The following is a 19651-nucleotide window of genomic DNA, read 5'->3' as shown; positions in this document are numbered from 1 at the left end:
GAAGTCATTTTGAGCAATCAAGTAAAGAATATTGAGTTTTATCTAGAACCTGCCGACAATAACCGCCTCTCTTCTCTTTGTGGTCCTTTTGACGATAATCTAAAACAAATTGAACGCCGTCTAGGTGTCGAAGTCGCACATAGAGACAATTGGTTTAAAGTCACAGGCAATCAAGTCACAGCCAAAGCCGCTGTGGACATTATAAAGTCTCTGTATGTTGATACTCAGCCAGTAAAAGGCAAATCCAAAGACATTGAGCCTGACAACGTGCATTTGGCAATTACCGAAGCAAATTGCCTAGAACAAGATGCGCCTAACGTTTGGGAAAAAGAGGTCTTTATTAAAACTCGACGCGGTGTCGTCAAACCGCGTAACCCAAATCAAAGTCAATACGTCGCCAATATCCTAACCCATGACATTAGCTTTGGTATTGGCCCTGCAGGTACCGGTAAAACCTACCTCGCAGTCGCTGCCGCTGTAGATGCGTTAGAAAGACAAGAAATAAGACGTATTCTCCTTACTCGGCCTGCCGTAGAAGCGGGAGAGAAACTGGGCTTTTTACCTGGTGATTTAACTCAGAAAATTGACCCCTACTTGCGCCCTCTTTATGACGCCTTATTTGAAATGCTTGGTTTCGAAAAAGTTGAACGCTTAATTGAAAAAAATGTCATAGAAGTAGCACCACTTGCATACATGCGCGGTAGAACATTGAACGATGCCTTTATCATCCTAGATGAGAGCCAAAATACCACAACTGAACAAATGAAAATGTTCTTAACTCGTATCGGTTTTAATTCAAAAGCCGTTATTACAGGTGATATTACTCAGGTTGACTTACCGAGGGGCGCACGTTCAGGTCTGCGTCATGCCATTGAAGTACTCAGCAATGTCGATGAGATATCATTTAACTTCTTTAAATCACACGATGTAGTTCGTCACCCAGTTGTGGCACGAATTGTGGAAGCATATGAAGCAAAAGAAGAGCAAGAGCGTCAAGAAAAAGTCGCAAAGCAAAAAGCAAGACAACAAACTACTGAACAACAGGGTCCTGAATCATGAGTGTTGATGTAGATTTGCAGCTGGCCTGCGAGTTTGGCAATCTGCCCAATGAGGCACAGTTTCAAAACTGGGCCGAAAAAGCACTTCTACCGTATAGAGAATACGCGGAAGTCACAATACGTATTGCCGACGAAGCTGAGAGCCAAGAGTTAAACAGCCAATACCGTGGCAAAGACAAACCGACCAATGTTTTGTCTTTCCCATTTGAAGCGCCACCAGGTATTGAATTGCCCTTGGTTGGTGACTTAATTATCTGTCCTCAGGTGGTTTTTCGTGAGGCACAGGAGCAGGAGAAATCTTTCCACGATCATTTTGCTCACATGGTCATACATGGGTGCTTGCATTTATTGGGCTTTGACCATATAAATGAACAAGACGCCATGGAAATGGAAAGTCTTGAAAAAGAATTTTTAGCCGATTTGGGAATAGCTGACCCTTATCGTGATGATATTAATTAATTGGAGTAAAGAACTACAATGAGCGACGATAACTCGCAAAGTAGCCAGGGTTCTTCTAGCAGAAACTGGCTGGGACGCATCACTCAGATGCTGCAAGGGGAACCCCAAAATAAAGAAGAGTTGGTAGAAGTCATTGCTGATGCTCAAGAACGAGCACTTATCGACCCTGAGACCAAAGACATGATGGAAGGTGTATTGAGCGTTTCAGAGCTCAAAGTACGTGACATTATGATACCTCGATCTCAAATGATAACCCTTGATGTGGAGCAAGACTTAGAGTCGCAACTTCCAGCCATGGTTGAATCAAGTCACTCTCGCTTTCCAGTAGTATGCGAAGACAAAGACCATGTAGAAGGTATTTTGCTAGCAAAAGATTTATTGCCTTTAATTTTAAAGCGCAATGGTACGCTACCAGCTATCAAAGAGTATTTACGTCCGGCAATTGTAGTCCCCGAAAGTAAACGTGTAGACACTTTACTCAACGAATTTAGACAAAAGCGCTACCATATGGCAATTGTCATTGATGAATATGGCGGCGTCTCCGGTCTTGTTACCATTGAAGATATTCTCGAAACCATCGTCGGTGAAATAGAAGATGAGCATGATGACGAAGATGAGCAACAAGATATTCGCCAGCTCTCAAAACACGTATTTAATGTACAGGCATTAACACCTCTTGATGAGTTTAATGAGTACTTTAAAACTGAATATGATACACAAGAAGCAGACACCATAGGTGGGATCATCTTACACGCATTTGGCCATATGCCGAGCAAAGGTGAAATCATTGATGTCGAGCCGCTGCAGTTTAAAGTAACAAACTCAGATAACCGTCGTATACTACAACTTCAGGTCACTGTTCCGAAAACAGAGCATGTTGAAGACACCGCTGAATAAGCTTATCTCACTCGTAAAAGATAAGTATGCATGGCTTGCGTTAAGCGCAGGCTGTGCATTAACCTTTGCATATGCCCCATTTGGCATTTGGCCATTAGTCTTATTGTGCCTTGCCATTGCCATTTACGTTACTGATCAACCGACTCCAAAACAAGCGGCTAAGTACGGTTTTCTATTTGGTTTTGGGTGGTTTGCTATAGGTATTAGCTGGGTCCATGTGTCTATTGCACAATTTGGCGGCTTACCTATTTTTGCTTCCATTTTAGCAATGGCCTTACTGTGTGCCTATTTAGCAATTTATCCAGCTTTGGCATTTGCCTTTGCAGCCCGCTACGGCAAACAACATTGGCAAAAACTAGCGCTCCTTATCAGCGGGTTTGCAATCACAGAGTATCTAAGAGGGAGCTTATTAACCGGCTTTCCATGGCTTAGCTTTGGCTATACGCTTACAGACTCACCGCTTAAAACTCTCGCTCCTTGGATAGGAGAGTTTGGACTGACCTTAATATGTGTCGCATTGAGCTACGCACTTTACTGGTTAATACGTTATCAGCGCTACAAAGCCGCTGCCGCCACTTTACTTCCTATCGCACTACTGTATTTGCTCACTACACAAACTTCAGATACACGTTATAGTGGCCAACAGCTCAAAACCCTGTTAGTGCAGGGAAATATTGCCCAAAGCTTGCGCTGGGAGCCCGAACAGTTTTGGCCTACTATGTCAAAATACCAAGATATGACTCGTCCAAATTGGACGGATGCTGACTTGGTTGTTTGGCCAGAAGCCGCTATCCCTGAAATAGAAGATTATGCTTTTGATTATCTGATTAATTTGGACAAAGCTGCCGCGTTTAACAATACCGCCTTAATTACAGGTATTCCTGATTACCAGTTTGATACTCGCAATGTGTACAACACCCTCATTGTCTTGGGGAAAAAGCAACGTGATGACAGTGAAGGGCAGTATCGCTATCTCCACCGTAATCGATACCAAAAACATCAGTTATTGCCAATTGGCGAATTTGTTCCTTTTGAAGATTTGCTTAGACCACTTGCACCTCTTTTTGATCTGCCAATGTCTTCTTTTTCTCGCGGTGACGCTGTGCAAAATAACCTAGTCGCCAATGGAATACATGTTTTACCAGCTATTTGCTACGAAATAGCATTTAGTGAGCTTGTACGAGGAAACTACACCCAAGCGTCTGATATCTTATTTACTGTGAGTAATGATGCGTGGTTTGGAGATTCTCATGGCCCACACCAGCATATGCAAATTGCAAGAATGCGTGCACAGGAACTACAAAGACCTCTTGTCAGGGTGACCAACAATGGAATAAGTGGCGTCTACGACCCAATCTCAAACCAGCAGATTACGATCCCGCAATTTACCAGTGATATACTAAGTACAGAATTAAAACTGATATCCGGCCATAGCTTTTTTAGTAAGCACGGTCATACGCCTGTTTGGCTGTTTGTTGGGTTACTCCTAATTCTCGTTTTATTGAGTAATGCCAAAAGCTATTTCACTTCAAAAATGGAAAAAGCATTTTTCTAATTTGCCCAGTATATAGCAACCCGAATAAGCTTTTTGTCAAATGCCCTCCACCATCTTGGTGCAACTTTAGAGACATAAGCACCTTTTTGGCTCACTCCTAGACCGCCAAAAAATATAACAGATTGATTAATAAAGACTTAAATATTGGCATTATTCTTTCTTTCCTGATTTGCTCTATCAAGTGAATAAGGGTTCTAACATGGACATCAACGCCTTAAAACCACCAGCCAATTTGCACCGTGCTCTACACATGGTAAATGAAAAAGGCTTTAGTATTAGCGAAAGTGCCAAGTCTTGTCACATTTCACAACAGCGCCTATACAAGGCTGTAAGGGCATATAACACAACCCAATCAAAACAGCTTACACAACTACAATTGAAACGCATTAAACTGTTTCAGCAGCTTTGCGAACTTGATTCCCATATCGCAATATTAGAAAGTAAGGTTGTTAAGTGATCACCGTAGAACATCTCACTCACCTCTCTACCAGCAACCAAAACGCGCTCACAGAGCTTTTAGGTTGCTGTATTGATAGTGGCGCTTCACTTGGGTTTTACAAAGCGTCTGAGTCAAACATTCTTACTAAGTACTGGCAATCTGTTAATAGAGAGCTGGAGAACAAGCTAAGACTTTTATACATCTTGTATGATAACAATGAAGTGCAAGCCACTGTGCAGCTGGCACTCTGCCACAAGCAAAACGGTCGCCATCGCGCAGAAGTAGAAAAACTCTTAGTCCAGCCCCGCGCCCATCGAAAAGGGTATGCAACTAAATTAATGGCTTATGTAGAGTCACAAGCTTTGAAGCAAGGTATTCAGCTTCTCGTATTAGACACGCAAAGTGGAGACAATGCTGAGCTATTTTATCAGGCCTCCGGTTACACTAAAGTGGGGCAGATCCCCAATTATGTATCTGATCAGGAAGGACGATTTCATAGTACAAGTTATTATTACAAGCACCTGAAATTATAATCATAAGGAATCAATCTTCGCCCTCTTTGATAAGGGCGAAGGAACTTCGTTTTTGTCGGCCTTTATTATTTGTCTTCTACAATGTGGATTTTACTATTGGTGCGTATATAAATTTGGGTATCTTGTATTACCTTGACACGATGCACTTTGCTCTGCCCAAAGTAACTGCCGACTTTAAGTGAAACGCTTTGCGATTCATACCTTATTTGCCCGCTAATGACCACTGCATGAAAGGTGTCCCCCTCACTTACTAGTTTCCCTGAAAAGCCAACTGGTAATTTAATTAGGCTACCATTTAAATTACCAACAGAAGTATCACCCCATAAAAATGCGCGTTGCACATTGTACTTGGTGTCTGTCCATTTTATATCACTCGCATTAAGCCAAACTAAGTTTGATGAGGCGACATTCATTGCCTGCTCACCATTGTCAAATGCTTGCTCTTTTGGGTGTACTAGATATGGACCGCTATCAATTTCAATGTAAGCGATATTAACTTGATCTTTTGCCGCAGTAATATGTGCATCTCCCGCTGGCTGTGTCCAAAAAGAGCCTACTGAAAGCCACATATCACGAGCTTCAGGATCATCATTATGTACAAGGCCTTTGATAACAATGCCTCGATAGCTCACATTATGAATGTGTGGAGGTGAAGTAAACCCTGGTTTAAACTTTACTAAAAAACCAGTGGCACCGCCTTTTTGGCGGTTTCCCCACAAGTCTGCGGCTCGAGGGCTCGCATCTCCACGTAATGGGTTTAACGGCGTCCATTGGAGCTGCTCTATAGCGCGTATGTCTGGCTCTTTACTACTTGCAATATGACTATTGAATAAAAACAGACCAACTAAAATTAACTTACAACGATTTACCACGCTTTCTCCTATGTTTTGAGCTGATGAGAGCACATTGGCTTCCTCCAAACTCAAGAGTAATTCCCATCACTAAACTTGATAATAACCATAAATAAAGAAACATAATTAAGATTTTATTGATAATTGGAGAGTTCTTGTAAACGGATAGACGAACTTGAACAAACATGGTTAAAAATGTCGATAACACCACCTAGCTCTATGGGCTCATTTTAGATTTTCATCGAAATCATAAACAATAAAAAATTTATAAAAACTCCTTTAAAAGTAAGAAACAAATTAATAAATTTATAAAAACAACTTTAAAAGAAGAAAATAAATTAATTAATAAATAAATAAATTAAATATATCATTTAAAACCACGCCACCATTTAAAAAATGCATTTTTTAAATATAATAACCAGCGGATTTAAAATCAAAAAAACAAAGGATATTAATATGAAAAAATTAGCATTAGTCGCGTCACTTGTTCTATCTTCAGGTTTCGCTCAAGCAGCTCAACCGGGAGCTGCGACTGTTGTAACTGCAGATAAAGTCGTCAAGGAAGTACGCGTTGAAGTATTCCATGGCAATGCATATTATTACTTTGCTTCATTTGACAGTAATGAAACTGCACAAAGCGGTGTAAATACAACTTGGGAAGCACCGGGTTGTCCATCTGCAATTTATGCTTATATTCCTGCAAGCTCGCCAGGTGCAGAACGTATGTTTGACCTGGCCATGCATTCAAAAAATACCAATACACCGCTTCAATTCTCAGGTATTTGTGGTGATCACGAGGGCAATAACATCTACATTCAAGCAAACTACGCAACATTCTAACCGTAGTTTATGTACAAGCCGCACAATGCGGCTTGTTTGGTACATTTTCTGACTATCAATTCACTGATAAAAAATCGGCTTGGCTAACTAATAGGTTTGATGGCTACGCACCGTACATCAGCTTACTGCTCACGATAGCAATAAAAACCCATGCAATATAAAAGACGTCTAGTACACTGAACTTCCACTGCAAATCGATTTCTATCTCATCAGCTTGTTCTTTCCTTTTTATCTTTCTCCAAAAGTGATAACCAGCAAACACATTCAATATACATAGTACTAAATAATCAAATGCACGGTGCCGAGCATTTGCTACGGAGTGATAAGCTCTGAGAATAAAAAAGGAGCATACAACACTATAAATACAATTCACCATCGAAAATAAAGCAAAAAATAATGTTATATAGTATCCCACTTTATGCTCAATAGGGACGAACACCAGCAAGAGTAAAAAAGCCAATACTGAAATAGGCAGAATGTATAACGACGCGACGACCGACTTGGAAACTTTTACTTTTGGAAGCATCTCTAATCTTCTCTCAACTGATAAACTCATACCAACCGATACTAGCTCAGTCACAAGTAATTGGATAGATAAGTTCCAAGGTCGTCATAATGTGCCTAACACTCTCCCCTTCATACAACTGAACAGCACGACTGCTTTATATAACAGCGAGAAACCAACCACAGAATCTAACTGTTAATGTCTTAAAACATATACGCCGATACTAAAAAGCTCATCACTCACATCTGGTTGAACATTTTCTTGGGTGGTAATTCACAATCTTAACGCGCCACTGTTTTATCAGCGCTGGTACAAAAGGGCTTAAAAGCCCTGTTATTTTCCACCTGCTAAATCGATAAATGTGCCTGTCGCATAGGAAGCTCCATCGCTTAATAACCATACTACAGCGTTTGCGACTTCTTGTGCTGTACCACCTCGCTTCATTGGCAATAATTCAGCAACTCTATCGACTCTGCCAGGCTCACCACCATCGGCATGTATATCAGTATAGATACAGCCGGGGCGTACACAGTTCACACGAATGCCCTCTGGGGCAAGCTCTAACGACAAACCTGTGGTAAAGCTATCTATTGCCCCTTTTGCAGCAGCGTAATCAACATATTCGTTTGCTCCACCAAGATAAGACGCCGCAGAAGACACATTCACAATTGCACACCTGTTTACTTGTTTAGACTGACGTATATGCTTTATTGCCTCGCGGGCACAAATAAAATACGGCGTGACATTTTGCATCAACATCCAATTAATGCGCTCGGCGCTCATGTCTTCTACGCGCATTTGTGTTTGCAACACCCCCGCGTTATTGACAAGATGCGTTACTAACCCCAAACGCATTTGAATCGCTTTGAACATATCAACGACTTGCCGCTCATCACTCACATCAGCCTGAAAAAGTTCTGCTTTACCACCAGCAGACAGGATCTCTTTTTTTACCTGCTCAGCAGCTTGGTGATTTGATTTATAGTTAATGGCAACAGCATACCCTTCAGCCGCTAAACTCTTTGCACTCGCAGCGCCAATGCCACGACTCCCCCCGGTGATCAATACAACTTTCATTTGTTCTCCTTAAACAAAAAAAGGGGCTATGCCCCTTTTATAATTACCTAGTCTATAAACTCACTAAACTACCCTAGTCAATAAACTTTGTCGGTGCCGGTGGCACGGTTAGTTTCTTTTTAGGGTTGTCTTCAAGCTCTTTTAATAGCTCTTTAACTGCGCGTTCAACTGATGGATCTTTACCTGCCTGAATAAGTTCAGGGCGGTCTATCACTTCAATGTCAGGCACTACCCCTTCATTTTCAATGATCCAGTTACCGTCATTATCCAGAATACGGAACGTCGCAGCGATCACCTGACCACCATCTACAAGTCTTGGGTTGCCAGAGATACCAATTAGGCCACCCCATGTACGCGTACCAATTAACTTTCCTAACCCAGCTTGGCGGAAGTAATAAGGAATAGCATCGCCGCCTGAACTTGAATAGCCATTGATCAACATAGCTTTTGGTCCATCATGCGCAAATTGTGGCGTTTTTGTTGGTGTAACACCACGGCGCTTCCAATAGTTAAGCGGCTTACGCGCTAGCCAAGTGATCACATGTTCAGGAATAAAGCCACCACCATTGTAACGGTCATCAATGATCATCGCCTCTTTGGTTGTTTGTGGCATAAAGTTCTTGAACATCGAACGGTTACCTTCGTAGGCTGTATTTGGCAAATGTACATACCCAATGCGACCACCTGATAATTGCTCAACATAAGCTTTACGCGATTCAACCCATTGTAAGTAACGTAAACCGGTTTCGCTCTTAACAGGCTTAACCGTGATTTTCCAGCTGTCATCAAAGCTAGGTGACTTACTCAAAATAAGCTCAACTTGTTCGCCCTGAGTATTTTCCAATAGTTCATAGAAGTTACTGACTTCATTCACATTGCGACCATTCACAGCCAAAATGAAGTCACCTTCGCTGGCGCGCACACCTGTTTCGTTTAACGGAGAACGGAAATCTTCATGCCAGTTCTCACCTTTAAAGATGTGCTTAATCGTCACGAAACCTGAGCGGTGGCTTGCCACTTCAGCACCAAGTAGGCCATGTTTTTTACGCTCGCCTTTTGGCTCATCACCAGACTGAACATAAATGTGGCCAGCATTGATTTCACCAGCAATTTCACTCAGCACATAATCAATATCTGTGCGATGTGCTGCTGCATCGGCCATAGGCTGGTAACGCTTCAGCAGTGCATCCCAATCTTGTCCATGATGGTTTTCGTCGTAGAACCAGTCACGTAGAGTGCGCCAACCTTCTGTATACATTTGCGACCACTCTACACGCGGATCGATCTTCAAATTCATCTTGCTAAGATCTAGCTGATTCGCTTTTAAATCCTGCTTTGCCTGTGGCTTGATCACACTATACTTAGCGCCCGCGCGTGCAATAACATGTTTGCGATTTGCCGAGACTTTATACTCGCTGACACCTTTAGCAACCGTACTGATTTTGCCGTCAGCCTTGTTTTCAACCAACTTAAGTGCGCCACCACTTAGCGTAAGAACGCCGCCTTTAACACCTGTCAGGTCACGATAGTTACCCGCAGGTGCTGGTAGTGAAACAACCCGCGCCATAAAACCATCTACTTGAATATGAGTATCTGATTCAGCTTTGTCCTTATTCGACTCTTCATCACTCACTATCGATGTTTCATCACTTTGCGGCGCATTAATTGGCTTAATGCTGTCATTCACCGCAACCGAGTAAATACGTGTTGCACGGTTAAATAGGTAGGCAAATTCGTATGAGCTAAATGCTAAGTTATAATCGCGCTCTGACGTGAAATAAATATATTGGCCATCATCAGAGAACGTCGGGTTAGCTTCTGAGGTCATGTCATCCGTTAAACGGTTTAGCTTTTTGCTATCGACATTGTAATGCCAAAGTGATGAGTAGCGGTTTTCATTGTTTTTAACAAAAACGATGTCTTTACTATTTGGTGACCATGTATATTGCGTGATCCCATCATCGTCGTGAAGGCCGCGATCTACTTGGTGTAATTTGCCACTTTCGACATCTAACCACCATACGATATGGTCTTTGTCAGCAAACAAAAGCTTACTGTTGTCCGGTGACCAAATTGGATCAAATCGCCAAATTGTGCCGTTGTCTGTCAGTTGTTTTACAGCATTATTATTTGCGCGATCTTTCAGGTAAATCTCATATTCACCAGTTACATCGCTCAAATAAGCAATATAGCGGGCGTTTGGTGACCAAGTCGCGGCAATTTCACGGCCTACTGGCGTGTGTGATAAGTTACGCGTGGGCCCATTTTTAACAGGCACAGAGAAAATCTCACCACGAGCGGTAAATACAGCGCGCTTACCATCGTGAGAAACGTCCATTGAGTCGATGAATTTACTGACATTTTTAGTGTAAGGCAGTGCTGATTTTCGTACGCCATCAACATTAATTGTCAGCTTTTCCGTCATTTTATTTGCTTCATTGAAGCGATATAAATAACCACCGTTTTCATACACAATTGAGTCTGGTCCCGCTGATGGCCACAATACATCAAACTCTTTGTGATCAGTCATTTTAACTGGCTTTTTACCTTCACGATATTTGTAAAGGTTCAGTGTGTAATCTCTATCAGATACAAAGTAAATGCTGTCGTTTACCCAAGTTGGCTGCTGATCTGTTGCTCGGTGTGTTGTCAGTTGCTTGGAAGTATTTTTTTCTAAATCATATACCCATACATCTTGCGCACGACCACCGCGCGAGCGCTTCCAAGTGCGGAATTCACGGTCAATAGGCGTGTATACAAATTTGCTGCCGTCACCAGATAACATACCACCACCACCTTCCGGGATCGCAAGCGGCTGCTCTAAACCACCTTCAACTGGTACCATATAAGGGCGACCCATACGTTTACCCCATGGCGTGCGGTTAGCACGGAACACTACGTGTTTGCCATCTGGCGTCCAGTCTAAAACACGATAATCAAAACCACCACGCGGTGGCATCGGGCCGACATCGTTGTAGTAAGTAAGCTGTTTTAAGCCTGAACCATCACGATTAATAACGTAGATCTGACGACTACCATTGTACTCCGCCGCAAATGCAATTTTTTCACCATCAGGTGAAAACTTAGGGAACGTCTCAAAACCAATGTGATCCGTCAAACGTGTACTTTTACCTGTGTTGGTATTGGCCACGTAAATATCGCCAGAGTAAACAAAAGTTACGTGTTCTTTGTGAATATCAGGAAAGCGTAATAAACGGGTATCTTCAGTGCTGTAGGCGCTCGCCATAGGGCTGGCAAGAGGCCCAAGCACAGCAGCCATCGCTGCAAACAAGTGCTTAATTTTCATTATTATCTCGTATATATATTTGACTGTTACATGATAACAATTTCACTCATAAAGTCAGGCTGATGCGACAAAAAGCACAAAAATATCCATCAATTAGAGCATAATAATTGTCACATAATGTAAATTGGTGAATATATGGCTCGAAGTATTCACCGCGAGCCAACTATATTTGAGGTGCTATGGATTAGGCTGGTTCGTCAAAAAAACGTGCGACGCTAAAAGGTGTCAAGTCAATGGAAGTCGGTTGCTCTGTGACTAATTCTGTGATCAATTTACCTGTAATCGCAGAAGTTAAAATACCGGTTCTAAAGTGACCACAAGCATTGAGGTATCCCTCTACCCCCGGCACCTTACCTAAGATTGGCAACTCATCCGGCGTGCCCGGCCTAAGACCCGCCCAACAACGTTTGATATTTGACTCGTTTAAAATGGGTAGGCACTTCATAGCCCCTCGAGACAACTCCTGAATTTTGTCTAAGCTATTGGTGGTGTCGAACCCCTTTTCCTCAGTAGAGGAACCTATGAGTATCTCCCCATTGTCTTTTTGCGCAATATAACAATCACTCGTACTGATACAGCCATTCATAATTTTAGGCATACGTTCAGATAATACGATTTGTCCTTTTACAGGATAAACGGGCATATCGCGTCCCGTTGCTTGTTTAAATAGCGAATTTGCCCAAGCGCCTGTTGCATTTACCAAGGTGTCGCAACGCAGCTCACCTGAAGCAGTCTGAATACCGACGACACGCTTACCCTCTCTGAGTACCTGTTGAATTTCGGTATTTAAAAAAAGCTCCACGCCATTTTGTCTAGCGGCCTCTGTATACGATTCAACTAAACGATAAGGGTTTACTTGGTGATCGCAAATGAAGTCTATAGCACCGATGGCGTCAGGTGTCACAAAAGGCTCTTCTTCTTTAAGTTGCTTGGCATCAAGCCAACGGATCTGATCGCGCAAATGAGGAATACCACTGACGATTTGATCGGCGTACAACTCATCTTCACGGTTATACATGATGAATTTAAGGCCGGTACGCTCAAACTTAAAATCAACACTGTGTTTATTACGTAACTCCTCATATAACTCTGGGTACATGGCATTGGATTTGAGCGCAAATTCAAAAAAGCAGTCCGGCAATTGATGTGGGCGCATGGTTGGGATCTCCTCTCCCTGCGCTTCACTGTGTAATTTAGACAACGTCTTAAAAAATATAACTCCGCACCCTAACCCAACTGATTCACCAATAGCCCACAACCCACCAGCCGAAGCGCGCGACGCATTGCCTGCTTTTTTTATATCAACTAAGGCTATTTTTAAATCCGTATCACGACTCAAAAAATAAGCACATGCAGCCCCTACAGCACCACCGCCAGCAATAATGACATCATACTTGTTCATTTAATGATTCTTCCATAAAAGTAAAAGGGATAGGGTCGAGCGGAAAGCGTGGCTTTATCACACCGGTATCTTTGTTATGGCCCGCTTGATGTAGCAAATCGAGCGCAAAGCTACTACATGTTTTACCTTGGCAGTCACCCATGCCTATTCGAGTGCGCATTTTCAGTGTCGTCAGATCTTTAACGCCCTCTGAAATTGCTTGTTCAAGTTGTCTCTTTGTAGCTTGCTCGCAGCGACAGACCACAGTGTCATCTTGCGCTAACTCAAGCAAACCAGATTGACGCTCACTAAAACGATCAAAGCCAAATCTAAAACGTTTTATTCTGGCATGTTTACGCGCTATTTTTGCTTGTTCTTTTTTCGCTTCAGTAGCGCTCAATATTCCGCGCTGCTTTACGATGTTCAATGCAGCAATTTGGCCTTCGCAAATTGCTGCATCAGCGCCCAGCAATCCGGTGCTATCCCCTACAACATATGTCTTTGTTTGGTTACTTTCGAACTCACTGCTAAGTACGGGAATGTAACCGCTTACCTTCGTATACGTATGCTCTAACCCCAACAACATAGCGAGCTGAGTACGGGCTACAAACCCATAGCCAACGCCAATTGCATCAACCTCTATTGATTTTGCCTGGCTAAGATCTGCTCGCCAATATTGATCATAAGGAGCAACAGTAACACGCTCTAAATGCGCATCGCCCTGTGCATTGACCACGCCATAGCCATAATAAAACGGTATCTGATGTTTTTTTAGATAGCTCATCATGCTGAGGCCACTCAGCGTTAGTTTTGGTTTGTTCAACAAAGCGACGGCTTCTTTAGCCAGTTTATTAAATGCACTTGCTTCGTATACACCGATAACATTGACACCTGCTTTGTGTAATTGACAAGCAACAAGTGGCAACAGTGGTCCAGTACCTACTAGCGCCATTTTTGTGCCCGGTTTTACCAGCCCGCTTTTAATCTGTAATTGAACACCTCCAAGTAGCATTACCCCCGGTAATTGCCAGCCAGGAAATGGGATACTGCGCTCATGACAACCCGTCGCTAGTATAAGCTCATCGTACTTTTGTGTTGTCAGTCCGCCGCCTTCATTTAACAATAATGACTGCTTTCCCTCCGGCCCTAAAACCCGTGTTTGTAACTTTAATTCGATAAATGACTTATAATTTTCGTAACGTCGACGCAGCGCACTCATCGCGCGTTGCAAGTTGTCATCTAAGTGGGGCAATGTGGCCGTTTTACGTAATGGCCCACGATATATTACGCCACCAATCTTAGGCGCTTCATCAATTATGATTGATGGGATCCGATATTTTCCGAGTAATGCTGCTGCGGCAGTACCTGATGGCCCGCCACCAACAATGACAACTGGGTTAGACTTTTCCATGGTTTAACCCCTTATCTTTAAAGCGATTACTCAAGGTTTCGACTTGCATATTTGGTTCGACAAGTGTTTGACAAGCTCTTTGTTTATAGCGCTTGTTGACCTTAATGTGGCAGCAGTGGCACACACCCATAGCACAATATGCTCCAGATACCACTTTGCGGTCATTCTCACAAATACGCTTCATGTCTGCCGCTTGTAACACCGATAAGACGGTTTCACCTTCACACGCAGTTATTGGCTGCTCATCTATGAAAACTTTAAATGTAATAGAGTCTAAGGGCGTAATATCCTTTGTACGCGTCGCTGATGTCATTTTTTTACCTTTGCATTGCCAAATGTCAATTCAGCCTAGGGTAAAAAACTGCCAATAAAAACCTATTTTTTACAACGGTTAAATATTTGTTGATCTAAATTAAGAAAGCGATAGAAAGGGTCTATCTGTAATGCCATGTAATATATTTTTCCAAAAAAACGTGATCCAAAAGATTTTAAATAGTTAGTATTTTTTCATCATATTAGTAACTTAAAACAAATATAAAAATAAATTACCCTTCTATCACTAAATTTATTAGAACCCGACTTCAGAGTAACCCCCCAGCCAAAATCAAGCCGTATTTAAAGATTAGAATTAACCTTTTGGTAATATTGTGACACCACTATCTTCCTTAACGTGTTCTATCACCATATAAGTGTGATTTGTACCAACACCTGGAATTTCCACAATTTGTCCAAGCACTTCTCGATACTGTCGCATATCCGACACTCGGATTTTCAATAAATAATCAAACCCACCAGCCACCATATCGCATGCCACAACATGAGGTATTTCTACAACATGCTGCTTGAATGTTTCAAATACTGACTCGGTCGAGCTTTTCAAAGTAATTTCGACATGTGCAACGAGCTGTTGCCCAAGTTTTTGTGCATTTAGTCTCGCTGTATATCCTTCTATATACCCTTCTGACTCCAATTTTTTTACGCGATCAAGACAAGGGCTGGGACTTAAATTAACTGCTTTTGCTAGGTTAACATTTGAAATACGGCCATTTTTTTGCAGTTCATCCAAAATGGCTTGGTCGATCCGATCTAAAACGCGGGTTTTTATTGAAGTCGTCATACAGTATAAAATGCTGAGATAAGGTCTAATAAAACGCAAATTTACCGTAATTCATAAAAATAAGACAGCACATTCTGCTGCTCTTTCTATACAATGCTCGGAAATTCTTATAGCTGTTCCTTTTTCAGATGAACTTTTTGTATCTGGTAATAAAGGGACTAAAATTTAACCACCGCATAATTACGCAGCATTCGTTTCTGTATAACGATGCAAGAAAGCGACTACAGTCTAAGACTGTGCTTTCTGTAGTATTTAGGTTTTCAATAGAGGGTTTAACCTATGCTATTTCAAGGCGACTTAACAACCCAGTGTCCGATCCGTCAAAAGATCCGTGACTTCTACCGCATTGATGAAGAAACTGTTATCGATCACATTTTACCATTGGCTGAGGTCGGTGTTTCTGCCCGTACTCGCGCATGGGAACGTGCTCGTCAGATGGTATTAAATATCCGTAAAGACCAACACGGTCAAGGCGGTGTAGACGCACTACTAGAAGAGTACTCTCTATCTTCTGAAGAAGGTGTTGTACTGATGTGTTTAGCAGAAGCACTTTTACGTGTGCCTGATGCACAAACACAGGACATGTTAATTCGCGATAAACTTAGCAAGGGTGACTGGAGCTCGCACTTAGGGAATAGTGATTCACTATTTGTAAATGCATCAAGCTGGGGCCTATTGTTAACTGGTAAAATGGTTAACTACGCGGACAAAAATAAAGAAGAGCAATTTGGTTTACTAAAGCGCACCATGGGTCGCATTGGTGAGCCAGCTATTCGTAAATCAGTGCAGTATGCAATGAAAATTATGGGCCAACAATTTGTTATGGGCACCACGATTGAAGCTGCACTTGAACGCGCCAAAGAGAAAGAAGCAACAGGTTACGCATACTCATACGATATGCTAGGTGAAGGCGCGCGCACAATGGCTGATGCCGAGCGTTACTTCAACAGCTATATGACAGCTATTCACGTCATTGGTAAAGCAGCTAACGGCCGTGGTCCAATTAAGAGCCCGGGTATTTCTGTAAAACTATCCGCTATCCACCCTCGTTATGAGTTTACGCACCGTGACCGTGTGATTGCTGAGCTTGTGCCTAAGCTTAAAGAATTGGCGCTTGCTGCAAAGCAATATGACATTAATTTCACGGTAGATGCTGAAGAAGCGGATCGTTTGGATATCTCTTTAGATATCATCGAAGCGGTATTCTCAGATGACGCACTGGGCAACTGGAATGGCTTTGGTCTTGCTGTACAGGCATATCAAAAACGTGCTATTTGGGTTATTGACTGGCTTGAAGCGCTATGTCGTCGCGTTGGTCGCAAGATGATGGTTCGTCTTGTAAAAGGTGCTTACTGGGATACTGAAGTCAAACTGACGCAAACTGATGGTCTTGAAGACTTCCCGGTATTTACGCGTAAAGCAACGACTGACGTCTCTTATAAAGCATGTGCTATCAAACTCATGAACGCACGTGAAGTGATTTTCCCTCAGTTTGCAACGCACAACGCCTATTCAGCTGCAACTATCCTTGAACTTGCCAATGGTGAATTCAATAACTTCGAGTTCCAGTGTCTGCACGGCATGGGTGACTCACTGTACAACCAAGTAGTAACAGAAGACAAAGTGCAGTGTCGCGTATACGCACCGGTTGGTCAGCACGAAGACCTACTTGCTTACCTTGTTCGTCGTCTCCTTGAAAATGGCGCAAACTCGTCATTCGTAAACGCGATTGTTGATGAGTCTATGCCTGTTGAGTCACTACTTGAAGATCCGGTTGAAAAGATCCAACGAGTTAAGCACAAGCGCAACATGCAGATCACTTTGCCTATCGATCTATACGGCGAAGAGCGCAACAACTCTAAAGGGTTAGATTTAACCAACATCAACCACATCACGCCAATGCGTGACAACTTACAAAAGTGGGTTGATGAAAACCTGATCACAGCAGCAGATGTGCCTGAAGGTCACGAAGCGGTATTAAACCCAGCAAACCACAGCGAAGTAGTTGGCTCTATCCGCCACCAAGACGCGCAAGAAATGCAGCAGCTTGTTGCTAGCGCAGAAGCCGCTTTTGCAACTTGGTCACAGACGCCAGTAAGCGAGCGTGCAGAAATTCTGCGACGTACAGGTGATGCACTTGAGCGTCATCGTGATGAACTTATCGCGATGTGTATCAAAGAAGCGGGTAAAATCACCCAAGATGGCATCGATGAAGTACGTGAAGCCGTTGATTTTTGCCGCTACTACGCAGCAAAAGCAGAAGAACTTGCACTGGATGAGCGCTTTAGCCCACGCGGTGTGATCTTATGTATCAGCCCTTGGAACTTCCCTCTGGCAATCTTCCTTGGACAGGTTGCTGCGGCTATCGTTACAGGTAACACGGTTATCGCAAAACCGGCAGAGCAAACATCCTTGGTTGCCCTTCGCACTATTGAGCTAATGGAAGAAGTAGGTTTACCGAAAGGCATCGTACAGCCTGTTATTGCACGTGGTAGTGAAGTTGGTAAGCACATCGTGCCAGATACACGTGTCCAAACGGTGATGTTCACAGGCTCTACAGAGACGGGAACGCGTATTTCGCAAACGCTTGCTGAGCGCGGCGGTGATCAAGTCCCTCTAATTGCAGAGACAGGTGGTCAAAACTGTATGATCGTTGACTCAACAGCACTGCCTGAGCAAGTTGTTGATGATGTTATCTCTTCCGGTTTCCAAAGTGCCGGTCAGCGTTGTTCTGCACTACGTGTACTGTTTGTACAAGAAGAGATCGCAGACAAAGTGATCAACATGATCAAAGGCGCAATGCAAGAGTTGCACATTGGCGATCCTGCACACCTGTCTACTGATGTGGGTCCAGTGATTGACCAGAAAGCCTTGAATGCACTGAATGAGCACGTTGAATACCTAAAAGGTAATGCAACACTACATTATGAGTGTTCACTACCTGATATGGGCGATAACGGTCACTTTTTCTTTGCACCACGCTTATATGAGATCAGTGACCTTTCAGTGCTGAAAAAAGAAGTATTCGGTCCATGTGTTCACGTGATCCGCTTTAAGGGCAGTGATATAGATAATGTGATCGATCAAGTAAACAGCACAGGCTTTGGTCTTACAATGGGTATCCATACACGTATCGAAGAGCGTGCAGAATACCTCGCTAAGCTATCTCGTGCGGGTAACATCTACGTAAACCGTAATATGATTGGTGCTGTTGTTGGGGTACAGCCGTTTGGGGGTCGTGGCCTTTCTGGTACAGGTCCAAAAGCAGGTGGTCCAAACTACATTGCCCGTTTGGTAAAAGAAAACCAAGCAGAGCAAAACATTCAGGCGACTAATCTTAAAATAGATAACGAAGAGATCACGGCTTACCAAGGTGCGCAAGAGCAAGTATCACGCATGATGTCGCTATCAAAACGTGACGAGAAGGCTTGGCGTGCAATGCCACTAAACGATCGTGTATCAGCGGTGCGTCAGCTACTGGCTAAACTTGCGAAAGTCGAGATCTTAGATACCCTTGCTGATGATTTGAATAAGACATTAGCTGATGCGCGTGAGCAGCTTATCCGTGTTGAAAAGCGTCTAGATACCGTAATTGAATTACCAGGCCCAACAGGTGAGTCAAATACATTGCGCTACGAATCGCGTGGCTGTGTGGTTTGTTATGCAGATAAAGACACCTCTTTCAACTTCTGGGTGCTTTCTGTGATCACTGCTTTAGCAGCAGGTAACACTGTTATCACCGTCGTATCTGACTTATTTCATGAAGAAGCGATCGCGTTTAGAGAAAAACTACTAAATAGTGGAATTGCTGAGGGCGTACTTCAAGTTGCTAAACTAAATCAGCTACCAGCAATCTTGGCCCATGAGCACCTTGCGGGTGCCGTCGTTGGTAATGGTTGTGAGCGCAAAGGCTATGTAAGCACCCAACTTGCTGCCCGCAGTGGTGCCATCTTGCCTGTGATCAGTGCTGAGTACTACGATACGCTACTAGGGCGCCTCGTAACTGAAAAAACCATCAGTATCGACACAACTGCATCAGGTGGCAACACCTCACTGATGACATTGGTAGAAGACGATGCCTAACTTTGGCACTAAGTAGCCTCTTTAAAAAAGCCAGCGCAAGCTGGCTTTTTTGTCTCTAGAGAAAACCCAGCCTTCTCAGCTCATTATTTACCACACATAAAATCAACAAGTTAACATCACCCTTGTAAAGTGAGTTAA

Annotated in this window: 16 protein-coding genes; 8 read left to right on the top strand and 8 right to left on the bottom strand. The window is 43.0% G+C overall.

All coding sequences use genetic code 11. From position 1 onward, the window contains the following. Positions 1 to 9: 9 nt before the first annotated feature. The 6 genes from J8M00_RS18960 to J8M00_RS28350 all read left to right on the top strand — a co-directional run bounded on the left by J8M00_RS18960 (position 10) and on the right by J8M00_RS28350 (position 4941). Positions 10 to 1059, top strand: coding sequence for a PhoH family protein (locus J8M00_RS18960; protein WP_211012071.1), 1050 nt, complete (start codon positions 10 to 12; stop codon positions 1057 to 1059). Beyond that, the gene (gene ybeY / locus J8M00_RS18955) at positions 1056 to 1517 is read left to right on the top strand and encodes an rRNA maturation RNase YbeY (RefSeq protein ID WP_211012070.1); all 462 of its coding nucleotides are present in this window, start codon (positions 1056 to 1058) and stop codon (positions 1515 to 1517) included. The genes J8M00_RS18960 and ybeY overlap by 4 nt, the downstream gene beginning before the upstream one ends. Positions 1518 to 1535: 18 nt before the next feature. Further along, positions 1536 to 2414, top strand: coding sequence for a CNNM family magnesium/cobalt transport protein CorC (gene corC, locus J8M00_RS18950; protein ID WP_023398934.1), 879 nt, complete (start codon positions 1536 to 1538; stop codon positions 2412 to 2414). Next, positions 2392 to 3969 (top strand): apolipoprotein N-acyltransferase, encoded by a 1578-nt coding sequence (lnt, locus tag J8M00_RS18945; RefSeq protein WP_211012069.1) that lies wholly within the window; start codon positions 2392 to 2394, stop codon positions 3967 to 3969. The genes corC and lnt overlap by 23 nt, the downstream gene beginning before the upstream one ends. A 199-nt stretch (positions 3970 to 4168) precedes the next feature. Beyond that, positions 4169 to 4426 carry a hypothetical protein gene (locus tag J8M00_RS18940; RefSeq protein ID WP_211012068.1) on the top strand — a complete coding sequence of 86 codons (258 nt, stop codon included), beginning with the start codon at positions 4169 to 4171 and terminating at the stop codon, positions 4424 to 4426. After that, entirely contained in the window at positions 4423 to 4941 is a 519-nt protein-coding gene (locus tag J8M00_RS28350; RefSeq protein ID WP_211012067.1) for a GNAT family N-acetyltransferase, read from the top strand. Before J8M00_RS18940 ends, J8M00_RS28350 begins: the two co-directional genes overlap by 4 nt. A 65-nt stretch (positions 4942 to 5006) precedes the next feature. Here J8M00_RS28350 and J8M00_RS18930 read toward each other — a convergent pair whose 3' ends face one another. Continuing rightward, a complete protein-coding gene (locus tag J8M00_RS18930) occupies positions 5007 to 5813 on the bottom strand; it encodes a DUF4437 domain-containing protein (protein ID WP_348772560.1) in 807 nt (268 codons plus the stop codon). A gap of 435 nt (positions 5814 to 6248) precedes the next feature. Between J8M00_RS18930 and J8M00_RS18925 the strand changes: the two genes are divergently transcribed. After that, complete coding sequence (locus J8M00_RS18925; RefSeq protein ID WP_211012066.1) at positions 6249 to 6632, top strand: hypothetical protein; 384 nt, start codon at positions 6249 to 6251, stop codon at positions 6630 to 6632. A gap of 103 nt (positions 6633 to 6735) precedes the next feature. Here the strand turns inward: J8M00_RS18925 and J8M00_RS18920 are convergent, their stop codons facing one another. The 7 genes from J8M00_RS18920 to J8M00_RS18890 form a co-directional block, all read right to left on the bottom strand. After that, positions 6736 to 7158: a hypothetical protein gene (locus tag J8M00_RS18920; RefSeq protein ID WP_211012065.1), complete on the bottom strand. Its 423-nt coding sequence runs from the start codon at positions 7156 to 7158 to the stop codon at positions 6736 to 6738. A gap of 312 nt (positions 7159 to 7470) precedes the next feature. Continuing rightward, a complete protein-coding gene (locus J8M00_RS18915; protein WP_211012064.1) occupies positions 7471 to 8214 on the bottom strand; it encodes an SDR family oxidoreductase in 744 nt (247 codons plus the stop codon). 73 nt (positions 8215 to 8287) lie between these two features. Continuing rightward, positions 8288 to 11521, bottom strand: a complete 3234-nt coding sequence (locus J8M00_RS18910; RefSeq protein WP_211012063.1) for a S41 family peptidase — start codon at positions 11519 to 11521, stop codon at positions 8288 to 8290. Between the two features lie 184 nt (positions 11522 to 11705). Continuing rightward, on the bottom strand, positions 11706 to 12923 hold the full coding sequence (locus J8M00_RS18905; protein ID WP_211012062.1) for an NAD(P)/FAD-dependent oxidoreductase: 1218 nt from the start codon (positions 12921 to 12923) through the stop codon (positions 11706 to 11708). Continuing rightward, positions 12910 to 14313: an NAD(P)/FAD-dependent oxidoreductase gene (locus tag J8M00_RS18900; RefSeq protein ID WP_211012061.1), complete on the bottom strand. Its 1404-nt coding sequence runs from the start codon at positions 14311 to 14313 to the stop codon at positions 12910 to 12912. Before J8M00_RS18900 ends, J8M00_RS18905 begins: the two co-directional genes overlap by 14 nt. After that, a complete protein-coding gene (locus J8M00_RS18895; RefSeq protein ID WP_211012060.1) occupies positions 14300 to 14626 on the bottom strand; it encodes a 2Fe-2S iron-sulfur cluster-binding protein in 327 nt (108 codons plus the stop codon). The genes J8M00_RS18900 and J8M00_RS18895 overlap by 14 nt, the downstream gene beginning before the upstream one ends. Positions 14627 to 14941: 315 nt before the next feature. Then, entirely contained in the window at positions 14942 to 15430 is a 489-nt protein-coding gene (locus J8M00_RS18890) for a winged helix-turn-helix transcriptional regulator (protein ID WP_023398915.1), read from the bottom strand. Positions 15431 to 15709: 279 nt separating this feature from the next. Here J8M00_RS18890 and putA point away from each other — a divergent pair, with 279 nt between their 5' ends. After that, positions 15710 to 19513 (top strand): bifunctional proline dehydrogenase/L-glutamate gamma-semialdehyde dehydrogenase PutA, encoded by a 3804-nt coding sequence (gene putA / locus J8M00_RS18885; protein WP_211012059.1) that lies wholly within the window; start codon positions 15710 to 15712, stop codon positions 19511 to 19513. Positions 19514 to 19651 lie beyond the last annotated feature (138 nt).

Source organism: Pseudoalteromonas luteoviolacea (genome assembly GCF_018100925.1).
In the GTDB taxonomy this organism is placed as follows: domain Bacteria; phylum Pseudomonadota; class Gammaproteobacteria; order Enterobacterales; family Alteromonadaceae; genus Pseudoalteromonas; species Pseudoalteromonas obscura.
Note: the sequence above shows the minus strand (reverse complement) of the source record. Positions and strands in the feature narration are given on the sequence as shown.